General features: G+C 62.1%; 15 protein-coding genes. 13 read left to right on the top strand and 2 right to left on the bottom strand.

Going from position 1 to position 16,927, the window contains the following annotated elements; genetic code table 11:
• Nucleotides 1–4 precede the first annotated feature (4 nt).
• A complete protein-coding gene (locus VGH41_RS15265; RefSeq protein WP_331598302.1) occupies nucleotides 5–2,584 on the bottom strand; it encodes a [protein-PII] uridylyltransferase in 2,580 nt (859 codons plus the stop codon).
• Nucleotides 2,585–2,615: 31 nt separating this feature from the next.
• Complete coding sequence (map, locus tag VGH41_RS15260) at nucleotides 2,616–3,425, bottom strand: type I methionyl aminopeptidase (RefSeq protein WP_331598301.1); 810 nt, start codon at nucleotides 3,423–3,425, stop codon at nucleotides 2,616–2,618.
• A gap of 461 nt (nucleotides 3,426–3,886) precedes the next feature.
• Here map and rpsB point away from each other — a divergent pair, with 461 nt between their 5' ends.
• From rpsB to lpxA, 13 genes are all read left to right on the top strand, one after another.
• The gene (gene rpsB / locus VGH41_RS15255) at nucleotides 3,887–4,639 is read left to right on the top strand and encodes a 30S ribosomal protein S2 (protein ID WP_331598300.1); all 753 of its coding nucleotides are present in this window, start codon (nucleotides 3,887–3,889) and stop codon (nucleotides 4,637–4,639) included.
• A gap of 166 nt (nucleotides 4,640–4,805) precedes the next feature.
• Nucleotides 4,806–5,687 carry a translation elongation factor Ts gene (gene tsf / locus VGH41_RS15250; protein ID WP_331598299.1) on the top strand — a complete coding sequence of 294 codons (882 nt, stop codon included), beginning with the start codon at nucleotides 4,806–4,808 and terminating at the stop codon, nucleotides 5,685–5,687.
• A 233-nt stretch (nucleotides 5,688–5,920) separates the two neighbouring features.
• Complete coding sequence (gene pyrH / locus VGH41_RS15245; protein WP_117336610.1) at nucleotides 5,921–6,634, top strand: UMP kinase; 714 nt, start codon at nucleotides 5,921–5,923, stop codon at nucleotides 6,632–6,634.
• A gap of 98 nt (nucleotides 6,635–6,732) precedes the next feature.
• Entirely contained in the window at nucleotides 6,733–7,293 is a 561-nt protein-coding gene (frr, locus tag VGH41_RS15240; protein WP_331598298.1) for a ribosome recycling factor, read from the top strand.
• Between the two features lie 63 nt (nucleotides 7,294–7,356).
• The gene (uppS, locus tag VGH41_RS15235; RefSeq protein ID WP_331598297.1) at nucleotides 7,357–8,139 is read left to right on the top strand and encodes a polyprenyl diphosphate synthase; all 783 of its coding nucleotides are present in this window, start codon (nucleotides 7,357–7,359) and stop codon (nucleotides 8,137–8,139) included.
• Nucleotides 8,133–8,954, top strand: coding sequence for a phosphatidate cytidylyltransferase (locus VGH41_RS15230; protein ID WP_331598296.1), 822 nt, complete (start codon nucleotides 8,133–8,135; stop codon nucleotides 8,952–8,954). The genes uppS and VGH41_RS15230 overlap by 7 nt, the downstream gene beginning before the upstream one ends.
• A 10-nt stretch (nucleotides 8,955–8,964) precedes the next feature.
• Nucleotides 8,965–10,170: a 1-deoxy-D-xylulose-5-phosphate reductoisomerase gene (locus tag VGH41_RS15225; RefSeq protein ID WP_331598295.1), complete on the top strand. Its 1,206-nt coding sequence runs from the start codon at nucleotides 8,965–8,967 to the stop codon at nucleotides 10,168–10,170.
• A 7-nt stretch (nucleotides 10,171–10,177) separates the two neighbouring features.
• Nucleotides 10,178–11,566, top strand: coding sequence for an RIP metalloprotease RseP (gene rseP / locus VGH41_RS15220; RefSeq protein ID WP_331598294.1), 1,389 nt, complete (start codon nucleotides 10,178–10,180; stop codon nucleotides 11,564–11,566).
• A 66-nt stretch (nucleotides 11,567–11,632) separates the two neighbouring features.
• Nucleotides 11,633–13,936, top strand: coding sequence for an outer membrane protein assembly factor BamA (gene bamA, locus VGH41_RS15215; protein ID WP_331598293.1), 2,304 nt, complete (start codon nucleotides 11,633–11,635; stop codon nucleotides 13,934–13,936).
• A gap of 48 nt (nucleotides 13,937–13,984) precedes the next feature.
• Nucleotides 13,985–14,551: an OmpH family outer membrane protein gene (locus VGH41_RS15210; protein WP_331598292.1), complete on the top strand. Its 567-nt coding sequence runs from the start codon at nucleotides 13,985–13,987 to the stop codon at nucleotides 14,549–14,551.
• 20 nt (nucleotides 14,552–14,571) lie between these two features.
• A complete protein-coding gene (gene lpxD, locus VGH41_RS15205; protein WP_331598291.1) occupies nucleotides 14,572–15,666 on the top strand; it encodes a UDP-3-O-(3-hydroxymyristoyl)glucosamine N-acyltransferase in 1,095 nt (364 codons plus the stop codon).
• 175 nt (nucleotides 15,667–15,841) lie between these two features.
• Nucleotides 15,842–16,309: a 3-hydroxyacyl-ACP dehydratase FabZ gene (gene fabZ, locus VGH41_RS15200; protein WP_331598289.1), complete on the top strand. Its 468-nt coding sequence runs from the start codon at nucleotides 15,842–15,844 to the stop codon at nucleotides 16,307–16,309.
• 169 nt (nucleotides 16,310–16,478) lie between these two features.
• Nucleotides 16,479–16,927: acyl-ACP--UDP-N-acetylglucosamine O-acyltransferase (lpxA, locus tag VGH41_RS15195; protein WP_331598288.1), on the top strand; the 449-nt coding region annotated here is incomplete at its 3' end.

Below are 16,927 nucleotides of genomic sequence, written 5' to 3'. Positions count from 1 at the left end.
AATCTCACACTGCGATCGCGCGCAGCAGTTCGGTTTCGACCTGAATTTGCAGGCGATTGTCCGAGAGGCCGCGTCCATCCAGCAGGAACACGTCCTCGACGCGTTCGCCGAGCGTATTGATCCGTGCCGACTGGACGCCGACCCGGTGCTCGGCCAGCACGCGCGCGATCGAATAAAGAAGGCCTGGCCGGTCGTTTGCCGACACGGACAGGATGTAGTACTGGCCACGATCGTCGGCCCGAAGGTCGACGCGCGGCGTAACAGGGAAGGTCCGCGACAGGCGCGACAGGCGCCCTTTTGACGGCTCCGGCAGCAGGGTGCCGTCCGCCGTGAGGCGTGCGGCCAGTTCCTGTTCGACCAGATTGGCGATGTCGCGGTAATGCACGTCGTCTTCGGTGTGCTGGACGATGAAATTGTCCAGCGCATAGCCGTGGCGGGTCGTGCTGACGCGGGCATCGAGCACCGACAGCGAATTCCTGTCGAAATAGGCGCAAATGCCGGCAAACAGGTCGGGGCGGTCTTTCACATAGACCAGCACCTGGAGCGCGTCGCCTACCGGCGAGGGGCGGGCGCGCACGATGGGCGTCGGCGTTTCGACATGACGGTACAGCACGCGCGTCTGCCAGGCGATGTCCGCCGCGTCGTGACGCAGGAAGTAGCCGACGTCGAGCTTGTCCCACAATGCCTTGTGGGCATTGTCGGGCACGGTCTCGAGGCGCAGCAGCGTAAGCGCCTCTTCCTGGCGCGACTTCAGTTCGGAATGCGCGTCCGGACGCGCACCGCCGAGCACCGCCAGCGTGGACCGGTACAGGTCTTCGAGCAGCTTGCCTTTCCACGCGTTCCAGACCTTCGGACTGGTGCCGCGAATGTCGGCCACGGTCAGCAGGTAAAGCGCGGTCAGGTACCGTTCGTTGCCGACCAGTTCCGCAAACCGCTTGATGACCTCCGGATCGCTCGTGTCCTGCTTCTGCGCGACCTGGCTCATGGTCAGATGGTGCTGGACCAGCCACACCACGAGTTCGCCGTCGCCGTTGACAATGCCGTGTTCCCGGCAAAAGCGCCGTGCGTCGGCCATGCCGAGCGTTGAATGATCGCCGCCGCGGCCCTTGGCGATGTCATGGAACAGCGCTGCGACATACAGCACCCACGGACGCTCGAAGTTGACGATCAACTGGCTGCAGAATGGGTACTCGTGTGCATGCTCGGCCACGGCAAAGCGGCGCAGATTGCGCAGCACCATCAGGATGTGCTGATCGACCGTGTACACGTGATACAGGTCATGCTGCATCTGCCCGACGATGCGGCGGAAATTCAGCAGGTAACGTCCGAGCACACTGGTCTGGTTCATCAGCCGCAGCGCGTGGGTGATCCCGGCGGGTTCCTTGAGAATGTCCATGAACAGCCGCCGGTTTTCCGGGTCGCGGCGCCAGTGCTGGTCCATCACGTCGCGGGCGTTGTAGATGGCTCGCAGCGTGCGTGCCGAGAGGCCCTTCACACCCGGCGTCTGCTCGTACAGCAGGAACGCTTCGAGAATCGCATTCGGTTCGCGTTCGAAAACGTCGTCGCTGGCAATTTCCAGCATGCCCTGTTTTTCGACGAACCGGTCCGACAGCACGCGGGTAATCCCGCTCGTGTTCGGGAAAAGCTGTGCTTCGATGTTCTGGATCAGGATGGTCGAAAGCTGCGTCACAGCCTTGGCCGCCCAGTAGTAGCGGCGCATCAGTTGTTCACTGGCGCGCTTGGTCGCGGTCGGCTTGTAGCCGAAACTCTCCGCTACGGGCGTCTGCAAGTCGAATACAAGGATGTCCTGGCGACGTCCCGCAATGACATGCAGCCGGGCCCGCAGTGCTTTCAGGAAGCCTTCGTTGCGCTCCAGTTCGCGCGCTTCGCGCCCGGTGATCAGGCCGCGCGCCTCGAGTTCCTGCCAGCTGCTGCCTAACCCGGCCGCCTGGGTAACCCACAGGATCAGTTGCAGATCGCGCAGCCCGCCCGGGCTTTCCTTGATGTTCGGTTCAAGCGCGTACGGCGTGTCCTGAAATTTGGCATGCCGCTGGCGCATTTCCAGGACTTTGGCCTGGAAGAAGGCGCGGGGGTCCAGCGCTTCGCGGTAGCGCCGCGCGAAGTCGTCGAAGAGGGCCGTGCTGCCGGTGATACGGCGCGCTTCGAGCAGCGAGGTCCGCACCGTGACGTCATTCGCCGCCTCTTCGATGCATTGCGAGACGCTGCGCACGCTGCTGCCGAGTTCCAGCCCAAGATCCCACGCGAGGCTGATAAAACGTTCGATGCGTGCCTCGAGATGCGGCAGCGGCTGGTCCGGCAGCAGCACGAGAATGTCGATGTCCGAATGCGGCGCAAGCTCGCCGCGCCCATAGCCACCGACGGCCAGCAGCGCGAGGGACGGCGGCAGATCGCAGGCGTTCCACGCGCCGCGCAGCGACTCGTCCGTGCTGCGCGCGAGCGCGGCCATCAGCGATTCGACGTTGGTCGCCACTTTGAAGCGCTCCAGCAACCTGGCTTTGGCCACCTTGTAGTCCGCCTTGAGCGACGAGGCATCGGATTGGGCAACGGCTGGAACACTGCTCATGGGCACGCGTGTGAGTAGGGACGAGGGACGGTCAGGCGGTGGCCGCGACAATGGGCGGGCGCGCCGGCGTGCCGGCGGACACCGTCAGCACGTCGTAGCCGGTTTCGGTGACGAGCACGGTGTGCTCCCACTGCGCCGACAGGCTGCGGTCCTTGGTCTTCACGGTCCATTGATCGGGCATGGTGCGGATGTCGCGCCGGCCGGCGTTGATCATGGGTTCGACCGTGAAGATCATGCCTTGCTGCAGTTCGATTCCGGTGCCGGGGCGACCGTAATGGAGGATTTGCGGGTCTTCGTGAAACACCGTGCCGATGCCATGGCCGCAATATTCCCGCACCACGCTGTAGCCTTGTCCTTCCGCATGCTTCTGGATGGCGTAGCCGATGTCGCCCAGATGCGCGCCCGGACGAATCTGGTCGATGCCGAGCCACATGGATTCGAAAGTCACCTGCACGAGCCGTTTGGCCAGAATCGAGCCCTCGCCGACGATGAACATGCGGCTCGTGTCGCCAAAATAGCCTTCCTTGATGACGGTGACGTCGATATTCAGCGCGTCACCGTTCTTGAGCGTCTTGTCGCCCGGAATGCCGTGGCAGATCACGTCATTGACGGAAATGCAGGTTGCTTTCGGATACGGCGGGTAGCCGGGCGGCTGATAATTCAGCGGCGCCGGGACGGTGCCCTGAACCTTGAGCATATATTCGTGGCACAGACGGTCGAGCTCGCCCGTCGTAACGCCGGCCGTCACGAACGGCGTGATGTAGTCGAGCACTTCGCTGGCGAGTTTGCAAGCGACGCGCATCTGCGCGATATCGTGTTCGTTTTTGAGCGTAATAGCCATGAGTCGGGCCTGAAATGCAGTTATTCAAGGATTATCGCACCATATTCCTGCTGCCGCAGGGTTTTGAGAGGGCGCACGGCCGATCGGACAAGGCTCGCCGCAACCGCCCGCAGGTGCAACCGGCGACGGAATCAGGGACTACCGGGCAGGTTGAGTCGGCTGATAGTCACGTGCTATAATCTTTGGCTAAGTCGATCCGCATTCGCTATTTTGTGGAGAAGGCTGGCTCGTAGCGATAGTTGCCTGCGCTACGGGCGGTTTCAGGGGGTGTCAAGCCGTCGAAACGTAACCCGTCAGCGGGGTGCGCAAGCGGCGTGCAAACACCACCCAAGGCAGCAGACTCGCAAGCCGGCAGCACCCAGGGTGTCCGTCGCGTCAGGTCCTCGCAAACTGCAAAAGCGGCGAGGACGGCGCGGCCGATACGGCAGCCGGCTTAAGACCCAACCCTAGCGGAGATTTTCATGGCAGTTACCATGCGTCAAATGCTGGAAGCAGGTGTCCACTTCGGTCACCAAACGCGCTTCTGGAACCCGAAGATGGCCCCCTTCATTTTCGGTCATCGCAACAAGATTCACATCATCAACCTCGAAAAGACGCTGCCGATGTACAACGACGCACTGAAGTATGTGCGTCAACTGGCAGCTAACCGCGGCACGATCCTGTTCGTCGGCACGAAGCGTCAATCGCGCGACACGATCGCTGAAGAAGCGCAACGCGCCGGCATGCCGTACGTCAACGCACGCTGGCTCGGCGGCATGCTGACCAACTTCAAGACGCTGAAAGTTTCGATCAAGCGCCTGAAGGACATGGAAGCAGCTGTTGAATCGGGTGAAACCGAGCGCATGAGCAAGAAGGAAGCGCTGCTGTTCGAACGCGAAATCGCCAAGCTGCAAAAGTCGATCGGCGGCGTGAAGGACATGGGCGGCATTCCGGACGCAATTTTCGTGGTTGACGTCGGTTACCACAAGATTGCCGTGACCGAAGCGAACAAGCTCGGCGTGCCGGTGATCGCCGTGGTGGACACGAACCACTCGCCGGAAGGCATCGACTACGTGATTCCGGGTAACGACGACGCCAGCAAGGCTGTCGCCCTGTACACGGCCGGCGTGGCTGACGCGATCCTCGAAGGCCGTGCAAACGCGGTCAACGAAGTGGTGCAGGCTGCCCGCGGCGGTGACGGCGACGAGTTCGTCGAGGTCAACTCGGAGGCGTAAAGCTGCCCCGTGTCCGGCAAAAAAGGGGGCTTTCTACAGGCCCCCTTTTTTTAAGTCATGACACCTGGCTGCAGTGCGTGAAAAATGCGTGCTGCGCTGAAACGAATTCTTGCCGCCGGCATCGAAGTGCGGGCGGCGTGTGAAAGACAGACTCAAGGAGCGAATGATGGCGGCAATTACCGCAAGCATGGTTGCAGAACTGCGCGCGAAGACCGATGCGCCGATGATGGAATGCAAGAAGGCGCTGACCGAAGCCGACGGCGACATGGCGCGTGCTGAAGAGCTGCTGCGCGTGAAGCTCGGCAACAAGGCCAGCAAGGCGGCCTCGCGCGTCACGGCAGAAGGCGTGATCGCTTCGTTCATTGGCGGCAAGGTTGGTTCGATCGTCGAACTGAACTGCGAAACCGACTTCGTTTCGAAGAACGACGACTTCCTGGCATTCTCGAAGCAGGTCGCTGAACTGGTCGCTACGCAAAACCCGGCTGACGTCGCCGCCCTGTCGGCTCTGCCGCTGGAAGGCTCGACGGTCGACGCGGTGCGCCTCGCGCTGGTCGGCAAGATCGGTGAAAACCTGTCCATCCGCCGTTTCGTGCGTTTCGAGACCGCCAACCAGCTGGCCGCGTACCTGCACGGCACGCGCATCGGCGTGCTGGTCGAGTACACCGGCGCGGACGAACAGGTGGGCAAGGACGTTGCCATGCACATCGCTGCAATGAAGCCGGTCTCGCTGTCGTCGGACGACGTGCCGGCCGACCTGATCGCCAAGGAACGCAGCATCGCTGAACAAAAGGCCGCTGAATCGGGCAAGCCGGCTGAAATCGTCGCCAAGATGGTCGACGGCAGCGTGCAGAAGTACCTGAAGGAAGTGTCGCTGCTGAACCAGACGTTCGTTAAGAACGACAAGCAGACCATCGAACAGATGCTGAAGGCGGCTGGCTCGAGCGTGCAGAAGTTCGCACTGTTCGTGGTCGGCGAAGGCATCGAGAAGAAGCAGGACGACTTTGCAGCAGAAGTGGCGGCGCAAGTCGCTGCTGCGAAGCAGCAGTAAGTTTCGCTTAAGTATCACGCAATATCGTTGGATCCGCGGCGGGGCAAGACCCTGCCGCGGCCGGCAGCGCCGCAAGGCTGCAAGCGGGTTGACCCTCGCTGCGCAGCCGCCGCTGGCGAACCTCGTGGGGAGTCCCATGGTTTGTCAATTTGGCGACGCTTGCCCGAATCAGCATTTCACCCCTACAGTTAGTTCCTTGTTGTTGCCCTGTTCTGCGCGATCTGGATACCCCTATGCCCACTGCCTACAAACGCGTCCTGCTCAAACTCTCCGGTGAAGCTCTGATGGGCGACGATGCCTTTGGCATCAATCGCGCAACGATCGAAAGAATGGTGGCGGACGTGGCCGAGGTGGTACGGCTCGGCACGCAGCTCGCCGTGGTGATCGGCGGCGGCAATATTTTCCGAGGTGTGGCGGGAGGCGCGGCAGGTATGGACCGCGCAACGGCCGACTACATGGGGATGCTCGCCACCATGATGAACGCGCTGGCCTTGCAGGACGCCATGCGCCATGCGGGCATTGAAGCGCGTGTGCAATCCGCGCTGCGGATGGACCAGGTGGTCGAGCCGTACATCCGGCCCCGTGCCATCCGCCAGCTGGAAGAAGGCAAGGTCGTGATTTTCGCGGCCGGTACCGGCAACCCGTTCTTTACGACGGACACGGCCGCCGCCTTGCGCGGCTCGGAAATCGGCGCGGAAGTCGTGCTGAAGGCCACCAAGGTGGACGGCGTCTATTCAGCCGACCCCAAGAAAGACCCGACGGCAACCCGCTACACGACAATCAGTTTCGACGAGGCGATTGGCCGCAACCTGCAAGTCATGGACGCCACCGCGTTTGCGCTGTGCCGCGACCAGAAATTGCCGATTCGCGTGTTCTCAATTGTCAAGCCGGGTGCGCTAAAGCGCATTGTGCAAGGCGAGGACGAGGGTACTCTCGTCCACGTGTAAACTCTCGTTCACGCAACGTGGGCTTTGACGCGAGCCCGGGCCGCCGCTTGACGCGCGCTGGCCGGCTCGCACCGTTTTGAAGGTTCGGAGGTTTAAAAATGTCTGTGGCTGATATCAGGAAGGGCGTCGAGCAGAAAATGCAGCGTTCGATCGACGCGTTCAAGAACGATCTGTCGAAGATCCGCACGGGCCGTGCCCACACGGGCCTGCTCGATCACATTCAGGTCGACTATTACGGCTCGCCGGTACCCATCTCGCAGGTTGCGAACCTGACGCTGATCGATGCGCGCACGATCGGCGTCCAGCCGTGGGAAAAGAAGATGGTGCAGGTCGTCGAAAAGGCGATCCGCGAATCGGATCTGGGTCTGAACCCCGCCACGCAAGGCGACGTGATCCGTGTGCCAATGCCCGCGCTGACCGAAGAGCGCCGCCGCGAACTGACCAAGGTGGCCCGCAGCGAAGCCGAAACGGCCAAGATCGCGGTGCGTAACCTGCGTCGCGACGCGAACGAGCAGTTGAAGAAGCTGGTGAAAGACAAAGAGATTTCCGAAGACGACGAGCGTCGTGCAGGTGACGACGTCCAGAAGCTGACGGACAGGTTCGTCGCGGAAATCGACAAGCTCGTGACGACCAAAGAAGCCGAGATCATGACGGTCTGAGGCCGTCCGGCATCAGCTCCTTCAGGTTTTCACTTCTTATTTGCAGTCACTGTCCCAACGGCCATGACCTATACCAGCTCAACTGTTCGCGTCCCCGATGTCGCGGCAGTGCCGCGACATATCGCGATCATCATGGACGGCAATGGCCGTTGGGCAACGCAACGCCGCCTGCCGCGCGTGGCAGGCCATACGCGCGGCGTCGACGCGGTGCGGGCCGCGGTCGAGGCCTGCGCGCGCTCCGGCGTCGAATATCTGACGCTGTTCGCCTTCAGCTCGGAAAACTGGCGCCGTCCGAACGACGAAGTCTCGTTCCTGATGCGCCTGTTCGTCACCGCGCTCGAACGCGAAATCGGCAAGCTGCACGCCAATGGCATTCGCCTGCGCGTGGTCGGCGACCTGACCATGTTCGACAAGCGTATCCAGGACCTGATTCGGCGGGCCGAAACCAAAACCGCCCGCAATACCCGTCTTACGCTGACGATTGCCGCGAACTACGGCGGCCGCTGGGACATCATGCAGGCTACCCGCAAACTGGCTGAACAGTCGGCGCTGGCGGGGCAGGCCGTCGAGGTGACGGAGGATTCGTTCGCCGAGCATCTTGCCATGGCCTACGCGCCCGAGCCGGACCTGTTCATTCGCACCGGCGGCGAGCAACGCGTCAGCAACTTCCTGTTGTGGCAACTCGCCTACACCGAGTTTTATTTCACCGACACCTTCTGGCCGGATTTCGACGCCGACGCCCTCGGCCACGCTATCGCCTCCTATGCGGAGCGTGAGCGTCGCTTCGGCCGCACCAGTGCTCAACTCGAGCCGCAATCGCAAAACGTCGATTCGCTTCCATGCTAAAAACCCGTGTTATCACGGCGCTCGTCCTTCTGGCTGTGTTTTTGCCGGTCACGCTATTTGCGCCGGTCGGCGCGTTCGGTGCGCTGATCGCGTTCGTGCTCGTTTTTGCCGCCTGGGAATGGGCGCGTCTGCTCAAAGTGGGCGGCGCGGGACCGGTGGTTTACGCCTTGCTGGCCGCGGTGGCGCTGGTTTTGAGCACGAAGCTCGGCACGGGAGCGCTGCTGCCGCGGCCGCTGTTTCAGGCCGCCGCGGTGTTCTGGGTACTGGCCGGCCCCTACGTCCTGCTGCGCAAGCCCGCGCTGGCACAGGGCGCCTGGCGCCTGTTCCTGTTTCTGGCCGGAATTGTGGTCTTCGTTGCCTGCTGGCATGCGCTGGTTGCCGCACGAATGGCTGGTGTGCCGTTTGTTCTGTCCCTTCTGCTAGTGGTCTGGTTGGCCGATATCGGCGCATACTTTGCCGGAAAGGCGTTCGGACGGCACAAGCTGGCACCCGCCATCAGTCCGGGTAAGACCTGGGAAGGCGCGATCGGCGGCTGGCTGGCTGTTCTGATCGTCGCTGCTGCGGCTATAGTGCTGCATGCGTTCGAACCGACCCTGTATTCGGCGCTGCTCGCGCGCCTCGGCGCCGTGCGCACGCTGGTTGCCTTGACTGTTCTGGTGGCGTTCAGCGTCATTGGAGACTTGTTCGAGTCGATGTTAAAACGCCAGGCCGGCGTGAAGGATTCAAGTGGTCTGCTGCCCGGACACGGTGGCGTCCTTGACCGCATCGACGCATTGTTGCCGGTACTGCCGCTTGCCATGCTGCTGCTCGGCTAGAGAAAGAGATATGCAAAAACGTCTGACACTGCTCGGTTCCACGGGCTCGATTGGAGATAGCACGCTCGACGTCGTCGCGCGTCATCCCGAGCGCTTCTCGGTGTATGCGCTGACTGCGCATCGCAACGGCGACAAGCTTGTCGAACAATGCCTGCGCTTTCATCCTGAAGTCGCGGTGGTCGGCGACGCGGCGACCGCCACGCAGGTGGCCGCGAAACTTCGCGAAGCCGGTTGCAAGACCGAGGTGACCTACGGCCCGCAGGCGCTCGTCGAGGTATCGAAAAACGCCGCTTGCGATACCGTGGTAGCCGCGATCGTCGGCGCGGCGGGCCTCGCGCCGACTCTGGCCGCCGCGCAGTCGGGCAAGCGCATTCTGCTGGCCAACAAGGAAGCGCTCGTGATGTCCGGCGCGATCTTCATGGATGCCGTGCGCGACCATGGCGCGATCCTGCTGCCGGTCGACAGCGAACACAATGCCATCTTCCAATGTCTGCCGCGCGAAGCGGCACTGCACGGCGGCGTGTCGAAGATCATTCTGACCGCGTCGGGCGGCCCGTTCCGTACGCGTGAGCCGGCCACCCTCGTCAACGTGACGCCCGACGAGGCCTGCAAGCATCCGAACTGGGTGATGGGCCGCAAGATCTCGGTCGATTCCGCCACGATGATGAACAAGGGCCTTGAAGTGATCGAGGCGCACTGGCTGTTCAATCTGCCGGGCGAGCGCATCGAAGTGCTGATTCATCCACAGAGCGTGATTCATTCCATGGTCTCGTATGTCGACGGTTCGGTGCTTGCGCAACTAGGCAATCCCGACATGCGCACGCCGATCGCCCATGCCCTGGCGTTCCCTGAACGGGTCGACTCCGGTGTGGCGCAACTGGACCTGCTGCAGGTCGCGTCGTTGTCATTCGAGAAGCCGGATTACGCGCGCTTTCCGTGCCTCGCACTGGCCGTGAAGGCACTGGCTGAAGGCGGCGTCGCGAGTGCGGCGCTGAATGCCGCAAACGAGATCGCGGTCGAAGCGTTCCTCGCACGCAAGATCGGCTTCATGGCGATCGCACAAGTGGTCGAGTCGGTGCTCCACGCGTTGCCCAACCGCAGCGCGCAAGCCCTCGAAGACGTGATCGAAGCCGACGCGGCGGCGCGCCGCGCGGCCGCCAGTTTTATCGAGCGTCTGCCGGCAGGCGCGCTACGCGCGGAAGGCGCCGTCCAGTGAGGCGAACATGAACCTGCTGATCGAAGTGCTCGCCTTTGCGGTCGCGATTGGCGTGCTCGTGGTGGTTCACGAGTATGGCCATTACAGCGTCGCGCGTCTGTGCGGTGTGAAGGTGCTGCGCTTTTCGATCGGTTTCGGCAAGCCGCTCCTGCAGTGGGTGAGTCCGAAGTCCGGCACCGAATGGACGGTTGCCGCGTTGCCGCTGGGCGGCTACGTCAAGATGCTCGACGAACGTGAGACCGGCACGACCATCCCCGCCGAAGATTTACCCCACGCGTTCAACCGTCAGCACGTCGCCAAGCGCTTCGCGATCGTTGCGGCGGGTCCGGTTGCCAATTTCCTGCTGGCTATCGTGCTGTTCGCGGCCGTGTTCGGCACAGGCGTCAGCGAACCTGCGGCGATCGTGGCGACGCCCGCGCCGAATACGCCAGCCGCACAAGCCGGCTTCGACGGCGGCGAGACCGTCGTGGCCGTGCGTAATGCCCAGGCGGGGCAGTCGGAGCCGGTTCGTTCGTGGTCCGATCTGCGCTGGAAGGTATTGGGTGCCGCGTTCGATCATCGCCGCATCATACTGAGTGCGAAAGATGGCCGCGGCACATACGATTTTCCTTTAGATCTCCGTGACGTTTCTGAAAAGGATGTCGACGATGACTTCATGTCCCGCCTTGGCTTCGAGCCGGGCGGCGGCAAGCTGATCGTCGCCAATGTTCAGCCGGGCAGTGCGGCGCAACAGGCGGGCCTGGTGTCAGGCGACCGCCTGCGTGCGATCGACGGCAAGCCTACCGACAACGCCACCGCTTTCATTGCCTATATCAAGGCGCATGCCGGCCAGTCCATCACGCTGCAAGTCGAGCGCGGCGGCGATGCGCAGCAGGCCGGCAAGATCCAGCAAATCCACGTCGTGCCGCTTGCGCAGCGCGATGAAACGACGGGCCAGCAGGTGGGCCGCATCGGCGCGGAACTGGCTACGCAGGTGCCGTCTATCGAGGTGCGCTACGGTCCGCTCGAAAGTCTTCAATTGGGCGCGCGTCGCACGTGGGATCTCGCGGCTTATTCGCTGCGAATGTTCGGACGCATGGTGGTAGGCGAGGCCTCGCTGAAAAACCTGTCCGGCCCGGTGACGATTGCCGACTACGCAGGTAAGAGCGCTCGCCTCGGTCCGTCAGCATTCCTGTCATTCCTCGCCCTTGTCAGTATCAGTCTTGGCGTACTTAACCTGTTACCTATTCCGGTATTGGACGGGGGCCATCTGTTATATTATTTGGTCGAAGCTGTGACCGGTAAAGCTGTCTCCGACCGCTGGCAGCTGGTTCTCCAGAGAGCAGGATTAGCCTGCATTGTCGCCTTGTCGGCGATTGCGCTTTTCAACGATCTGGCTCGCCTAATCCATCTTTAAAGTGTTTGATGGCGCTCAAGAGTAGCCGCCGTCTGACCTGATTTAGCTTCACATTGGGGAAGTACGTTGTTGAAACCTCATCGCTTTGGTTCTAAGACGGTGGCAGCTGCGGCACTCGCCTCGCATGGGGTGATTGCTCATGCGACGGCGCCTTTCGTGGTGCAGGACATCCGTATTGAGGGTTTGCAGCGTATTGAACCGAGTACCGTGTTCGCGTATTTGCCCATCCGCCAGGGCGATACTTTCTCCGACGACAAGGCTTCTGAAGCTATTCGCGCGCTGTATGCCACCGGTTTCTTCAATGACGTGAAGATCGCCACTGAAGGCAGCATCGTGATCGTGCAAGTGGTCGAACGTCCGGCCATCGGCACCGTCGACTTTTCGGGTTTGCACGAATTCGACAAGGACAACCTGACCCGGGCGCTACGTGCGGTCGGGCTGTCGCAAGGCCGGTATTACGACAAGGCATTGGTCGATAAGGCCGAGCAGGAACTGAAGCGCCAGTATCTGACGCGTGGCTATTACGCAGCCGAAGTCACCGCTACCGTCACGCCCATCGACCGTGACCGCGTCGCGTTGCTGTTCTCGGTAGACGAAGGCCCCAGTGCGAAGATCCGCCAGATCAACTTCATCGGCAACAAGGCGTTCAGCTCCGCCACGCTGCTCGACGAAATGCAGCTGGCTACACCGAACTGGTTCTCGTGGTACACGAAGAACGACCTCTACTCGAAAGACAGGCTGACCGGTGACCTCGGGAACGTTCGTGCCTACTATCTGAACCGCGGTTACCTCGAATTCAATGTCGACTCGACCCAGGTGTCCATCACGCCGGACCGTGAGGACATGTACCTGACGGTCGCGCTACACGAGGGTGAGCCTTACACGATCTCCGGCATTCGTCTGGCTGGTGATCTGCTGGACCGGGCAGAGGAGCTGAACTCGCTCGTCACGATCAGCTCCGGGGAGCGTTTCTCCGCTGAGAAGCTGCAAGCCACCACGAAGGCGCTGGTCGACAAGCTCGGCGAGTATGGCTATGCATTTGCCACGGTGAACGCGCAGCCGTTGATCGATCAGCGGCACCACACGGTAGATCTCACGCTGATGGTGGATCCGAGCCGCCGTGTCTATGTGCGCCGCATCAACGTGGTGGGCAACACGCGTTCCCGCGACGAAGTGGTGCGCCGCGAGATGCGCCAGCTGGAGAGTTCGTGGTTCGATTCGAACCGTCTCGCGCTGTCGAAAGACCGGATCAACCGGCTGGGTTATTTCAGTGACGTCGACATGACGACGGTGCCCGTCGAAGACACGGCCGACCAGGTGGATGTGAACATCAAGGTGGTTGAGAAGCCAACCGGTTCCATTACGCTGGGGGCGGGCTTCTCGTCGACCGACAGGGTGATCCTGTCGGCGGGCGTGCAGCAGGATAACGTGTTCGGCTCGGGCACGAGCCTCGCGGTCAACGTCAACACGGCGAAGACCTACCGGACCCTGACGGTCACGCAGGTCGATCCGTACTTCACGGTTGACGGCGTCAAGCGCATTACCGATCTTTACTATCGCACGCAGCAGCCGCTCTATTACTCATCGGATTCGAGCTTCAAGATCGTCACGATGGGCGGCGACCTGAAGTTCGGCATTCCGTTTTCCGAAGTGGACACGGTCTATTTCGGCGCGGGCCTCGAGCAGAATACGATGGATGTCGACGCGTCGACGCCGCAAAGCTATCTCGACTACGTGAAGACGTTCGGCCGCGTGTCGAACAACGTACCGGTCACGGTCGGCTGGGCACGCGACGCGCGTGACAGCGCGCTGGTGCCAAGCCGCGGTTACTTCACGCAGGCGAACGCCGAGTACGGCACGCCGGCGGGCGGTACCCAGTATTACAAGGCCGACGTCAACGCGCAGTATTATTATTCGTTTTCGCGTGGTTTCGTGCTCGGTCTGAATTTTCAGGCGGGGTATGGCAACGGCATGGGCGGCAAGCCGTATCCGATCTTCAAGAACTATTATGCGGGCGGCATCGGCACGGTACGGGGTTATGAGCCGAGCTCGCTGGGCCCGCGGGATGCATCGACCGGCGACCCGATCGGCGGTTCGAAAATGGTCGTGGGCAACGTCGAACTTGCGTTCCCGCTGCCGGGCACAGGCTATGATCGCACGCTACGCGTGTTCTCGTTCCTCGACGCCGGCAACGTCTGGGGCAACGAAGGCAACAGCGTGGGTGCAAATGGCTTGCGCTACGGCTACGGTGTGGGTCTCGCGTGGATCTCGCCCATCGGCCCGCTCAAGCTTAGCCTGGGTTTCCCGCTCACGAAGCACCGTGGCGACCAGTATCAGAAATTCCAGTTCCAGCTTGGGACGGCATTCTGATTGGACGGTTCGGGCCAGCAGCCTGGACCCCTTTACAGTATCGAGAGGATGACTTTGCGAACCGGTATGTTTTCGAAAGGTGTGAGAAGCGCCTTTGCGACGTGCGCGCTTGCGCTGGCAATGACTTTGGGCGTTGGAGTAGCGCACGGGCAAGAAGCCAGGATTGCGGCCGTCAACTCGGATCGTATCCTGCGCGAGTCGTCGGCTGCGAAGGCGGCGCAGACCAAACTCGAGGCCGAGTTCGCAAAACGCGACAAGGACCTGCAGGACATGGCGCAGAAGTTGAAGACCATGTCCGACTCGCTCGACAAGAACGGTGCGTCGATGGCGCCTGCTGACCGCGCCCAGAAGCAGCGCGACCTGTCGCAACTCGACAGCGACTTCCAGCGCAAGCAGCGTGAGTTCCGCGAAGACCTGAATCAACGGCGCAACGAAGAACTGGCGGCGGTCCTCGACCGTGCCAACAAGGTAATCAAACAGATTGCCGAGCAGCAGCACTACGATCTGATCGTGCAGGAGGCGGTGTACGTCAGCCCGCGCATCGATATTACCGATCAGGTGCTCAAGGCGCTTGCTGCGTCGCCCGCAAGCGGCGCGTCTACTAACGGCAACTGAACAGCAGGAGCAGTACACGCATGGCATTTACGCTCGAGGAGATCGTCCAGCGGTTCGGCGGTGAAGTAGTCGGAAACCGTTCGCAACGCGTGGGCAGCCTGGCGCCGCTCGATCAGGCAGATCCCAGCCAGCTGGCATTCCTCGCCAATCCGAAGTATCTGTCGCAGGTCGAGACGACACGCGCGGGCGCTGTGCTGATCAACGCCGACGACCTCGCCAGGCTGAGCGTGGCCGAAGGGCGTAACTTCATCGTCACGCCTAACCCCTACGCTTACTTCGCCCGCGTGGCGCAGACCTTCATCGACCTGGCCGCGCCGAAGGCCGCACCGGGCGTCCATGCCAGCGCGACAATCGATCCGTCGGCGAAGATTGCGCCGAGCGCGGTCATCGGCCCGCATGTGACCATTGAAGCGGGTGTGGTGATCGGCGAACATGTGCGGCTCGACGCGAATGTGGTGATCGGCCGCGGCACGCAGATCGGCGCCTGCTCGCATCTGTATCCGAACGTTGCGGTGTACTACGGCTGCAAGATCGGCGAGCGCGCCATCATTCACGCGGGCGCCGTGATCGGCTCGGACGGCTTTGGCTTTGCGCCGGATTTCGTCGGCAACGGCGAGGCGCGGACCGGCAGCTGGGTCAAGATTCCGCAGGTCGGCGGTGTGTCGATCGGACCGGATGTCGAAATCGGCGCGAACACCACGATCGACCGCGGCGCGATGGCCGACACCGTCATCGAGGAATGCGTGAAGATCGACAATCTTGTGCAGATCGGCCACAACTGCAAGATCGGCGCCTATACCGTGATTGCGGGTTGCGCCGGGATCGCCGGCAGTACCACGATTGGCCGGCATTGCATGATCGGCGGTGCGGTTGGTATTGCGGGACACGTCACGCTGGCCGATTATGTGATCGTCACGGCGAAGTCGGGCGTGTCGAAGTCCCTGTTGAAGCCAGGCATGTACACGAGCGCTTTCCCGGCCGTCAATCACGCCGACTGGAACAAGAGTGCGGCACTGATGCGTAACCTCGACAAGCTGCGCGACCGTATCAAGGCACTGGAGGCGGCGGCGTCGGGCAGCGTGTCGAAAGAAGACGCGTCGAGCGACAAGGCCTGAGCGCCGGGCCGGCAACGGCCCGGTACCAGGCATGAATCAAGCAGGAAGCGTCGGTTGCGGTGACCGGGTAGCACGGGCTGCCGGGGCACGGGAAGCGACGGCAACACGCGTTACCCATCCACCTGAAACGTATCCGCAGTCATCATCGCGCAGTCAATGCGTGAGTAGAAACACCATGAGCACCGAAAAAATCAATCTCGACATTCATAAGATTCTCACGCTGCTGCCGCACCGCTATCCGATCCTGCTCGTTGACCGGGTGCTCGAACTCGAGCCGCACAAGAGCATCAAAGCGCTGAAGAACGTGTCGATCAACGAGCCGTACTTCATGGGCCACTTCCCGAGCCGTCCGGTCATGCCCGGCGTGCTGATCCTGGAAGCACTTGCGCAGACCGCGGCGCTCCTGACGTTCTCGGAAGAGCCGCATGACCCGGCCAATACGCTGTATCTGTTCGTCGGCATCGACAATGCGCGCTTCAAGCGCGTGGTGGAGCCGGGCGATCAGCTCATCCTGAACGCAACGTTCGAGCGCCATATGCGCGGCATCTGGAAGTTCAAGGCGCGTGCCGAAGTGGACGGTGCAGTTGCGGCGGAAGCCGACCTGATGTGCGCGGTCCGGCACACGGATGCGGACGGCCGGTAGCGGACGGCCGGTACGGCCAGAATCAGGCCCGTCGCGGCCACGCACGGCCAGCAGGGGCCATCGAGGGCCGCTCAAGGCCATCAGGCCAAGGTCCAGCAATGGACAACCGGGCACAGGCGGTATGCCGACCGGTATCCAAACAACGCAACGGAATCAGAAGCGAGGGCGCATGAGCAGGATTCACCCCACTGCAATCGTCGAGCCGGGTGCACAGCTCGACGAAACGGTTGAAATCGGGCCGTATGCCATTGTCGGCCCGCACGTGACGATCGGCGCAGGGACGACCGTCGGGTCGCACAGCGTGATCGAAGGTCACACCACAATCGGCGAAGACAACCGGATTGGCCATTACGCGTCAGTCGGCGGCCGGCCGCAGGACATGAAGTACAAGGACGAGCCGACCCGGCTCGAGATCGGCAATCGCAATACGATCCGCGAATTCACGACCATCCACACCGGCACGGTGCAGGACGCGGGTGTGACGACGTTGGGCGACGACAACTGGATCATGGCGTACGTGCACCTCGGGCACGACTGCCACGTCGGCAGCAACGTCATCCTGGCCAGCAACGCGCAAATGGCGGGCCACGTGACGATCGGCGACTACGCGATCGTCGG

The organism is Paraburkholderia sp., assembly GCF_036488795.1.
Classification (GTDB): domain Bacteria; phylum Pseudomonadota; class Gammaproteobacteria; order Burkholderiales; family Burkholderiaceae; genus Paraburkholderia.
The sequence above is the reverse complement of the archived record's forward strand: the minus strand, read 5'-3'. Positions and strand labels throughout refer to the sequence as shown.

Bases quoted from the DNA above. Each gene is read 5' to 3' on its own strand.
- fabZ (WP_331598289.1), top strand. From the start codon at position 15,842: ATGAGCACCGAAAAAATCAATCTCGACATTCATAAGATTCTCACGCTG.
- frr (WP_331598298.1), top strand. From the start codon at position 6,733: ATGTCTGTGGCTGATATCAGGAAGGGCGTCGAGCAGAAAATGCAGCGT.
- rseP (WP_331598294.1), top strand. From the start codon at position 10,178: ATGAACCTGCTGATCGAAGTGCTCGCCTTTGCGGTCGCGATTGGCGTG.
- tsf (WP_331598299.1), top strand. From the start codon at position 4,806: ATGGCGGCAATTACCGCAAGCATGGTTGCAGAACTGCGCGCGAAGACC.
- lpxD (WP_331598291.1), top strand. From the start codon at position 14,572: ATGGCATTTACGCTCGAGGAGATCGTCCAGCGGTTCGGCGGTGAAGTA.
- uppS (WP_331598297.1), top strand. From the start codon at position 7,357: ATGACCTATACCAGCTCAACTGTTCGCGTCCCCGATGTCGCGGCAGTG.
- rpsB (WP_331598300.1), top strand. From the start codon at position 3,887: ATGGCAGTTACCATGCGTCAAATGCTGGAAGCAGGTGTCCACTTCGGT.
- VGH41_RS15210 (WP_331598292.1), top strand. From the start codon at position 13,985: ATGACTTTGCGAACCGGTATGTTTTCGAAAGGTGTGAGAAGCGCCTTT.
- pyrH (WP_117336610.1), top strand. From the start codon at position 5,921: ATGCCCACTGCCTACAAACGCGTCCTGCTCAAACTCTCCGGTGAAGCT.
- VGH41_RS15230 (WP_331598296.1), top strand. From the start codon at position 8,133: ATGCTAAAAACCCGTGTTATCACGGCGCTCGTCCTTCTGGCTGTGTTT.
- map (WP_331598301.1), bottom strand. From the start codon at position 3,425: ATGGCTATTACGCTCAAAAACGAACACGATATCGCGCAGATGCGCGTC.
- VGH41_RS15265 (WP_331598302.1), bottom strand. From the start codon at position 2,584: ATGAGCAGTGTTCCAGCCGTTGCCCAATCCGATGCCTCGTCGCTCAAG.
- VGH41_RS15225 (WP_331598295.1), top strand. From the start codon at position 8,965: ATGCAAAAACGTCTGACACTGCTCGGTTCCACGGGCTCGATTGGAGAT.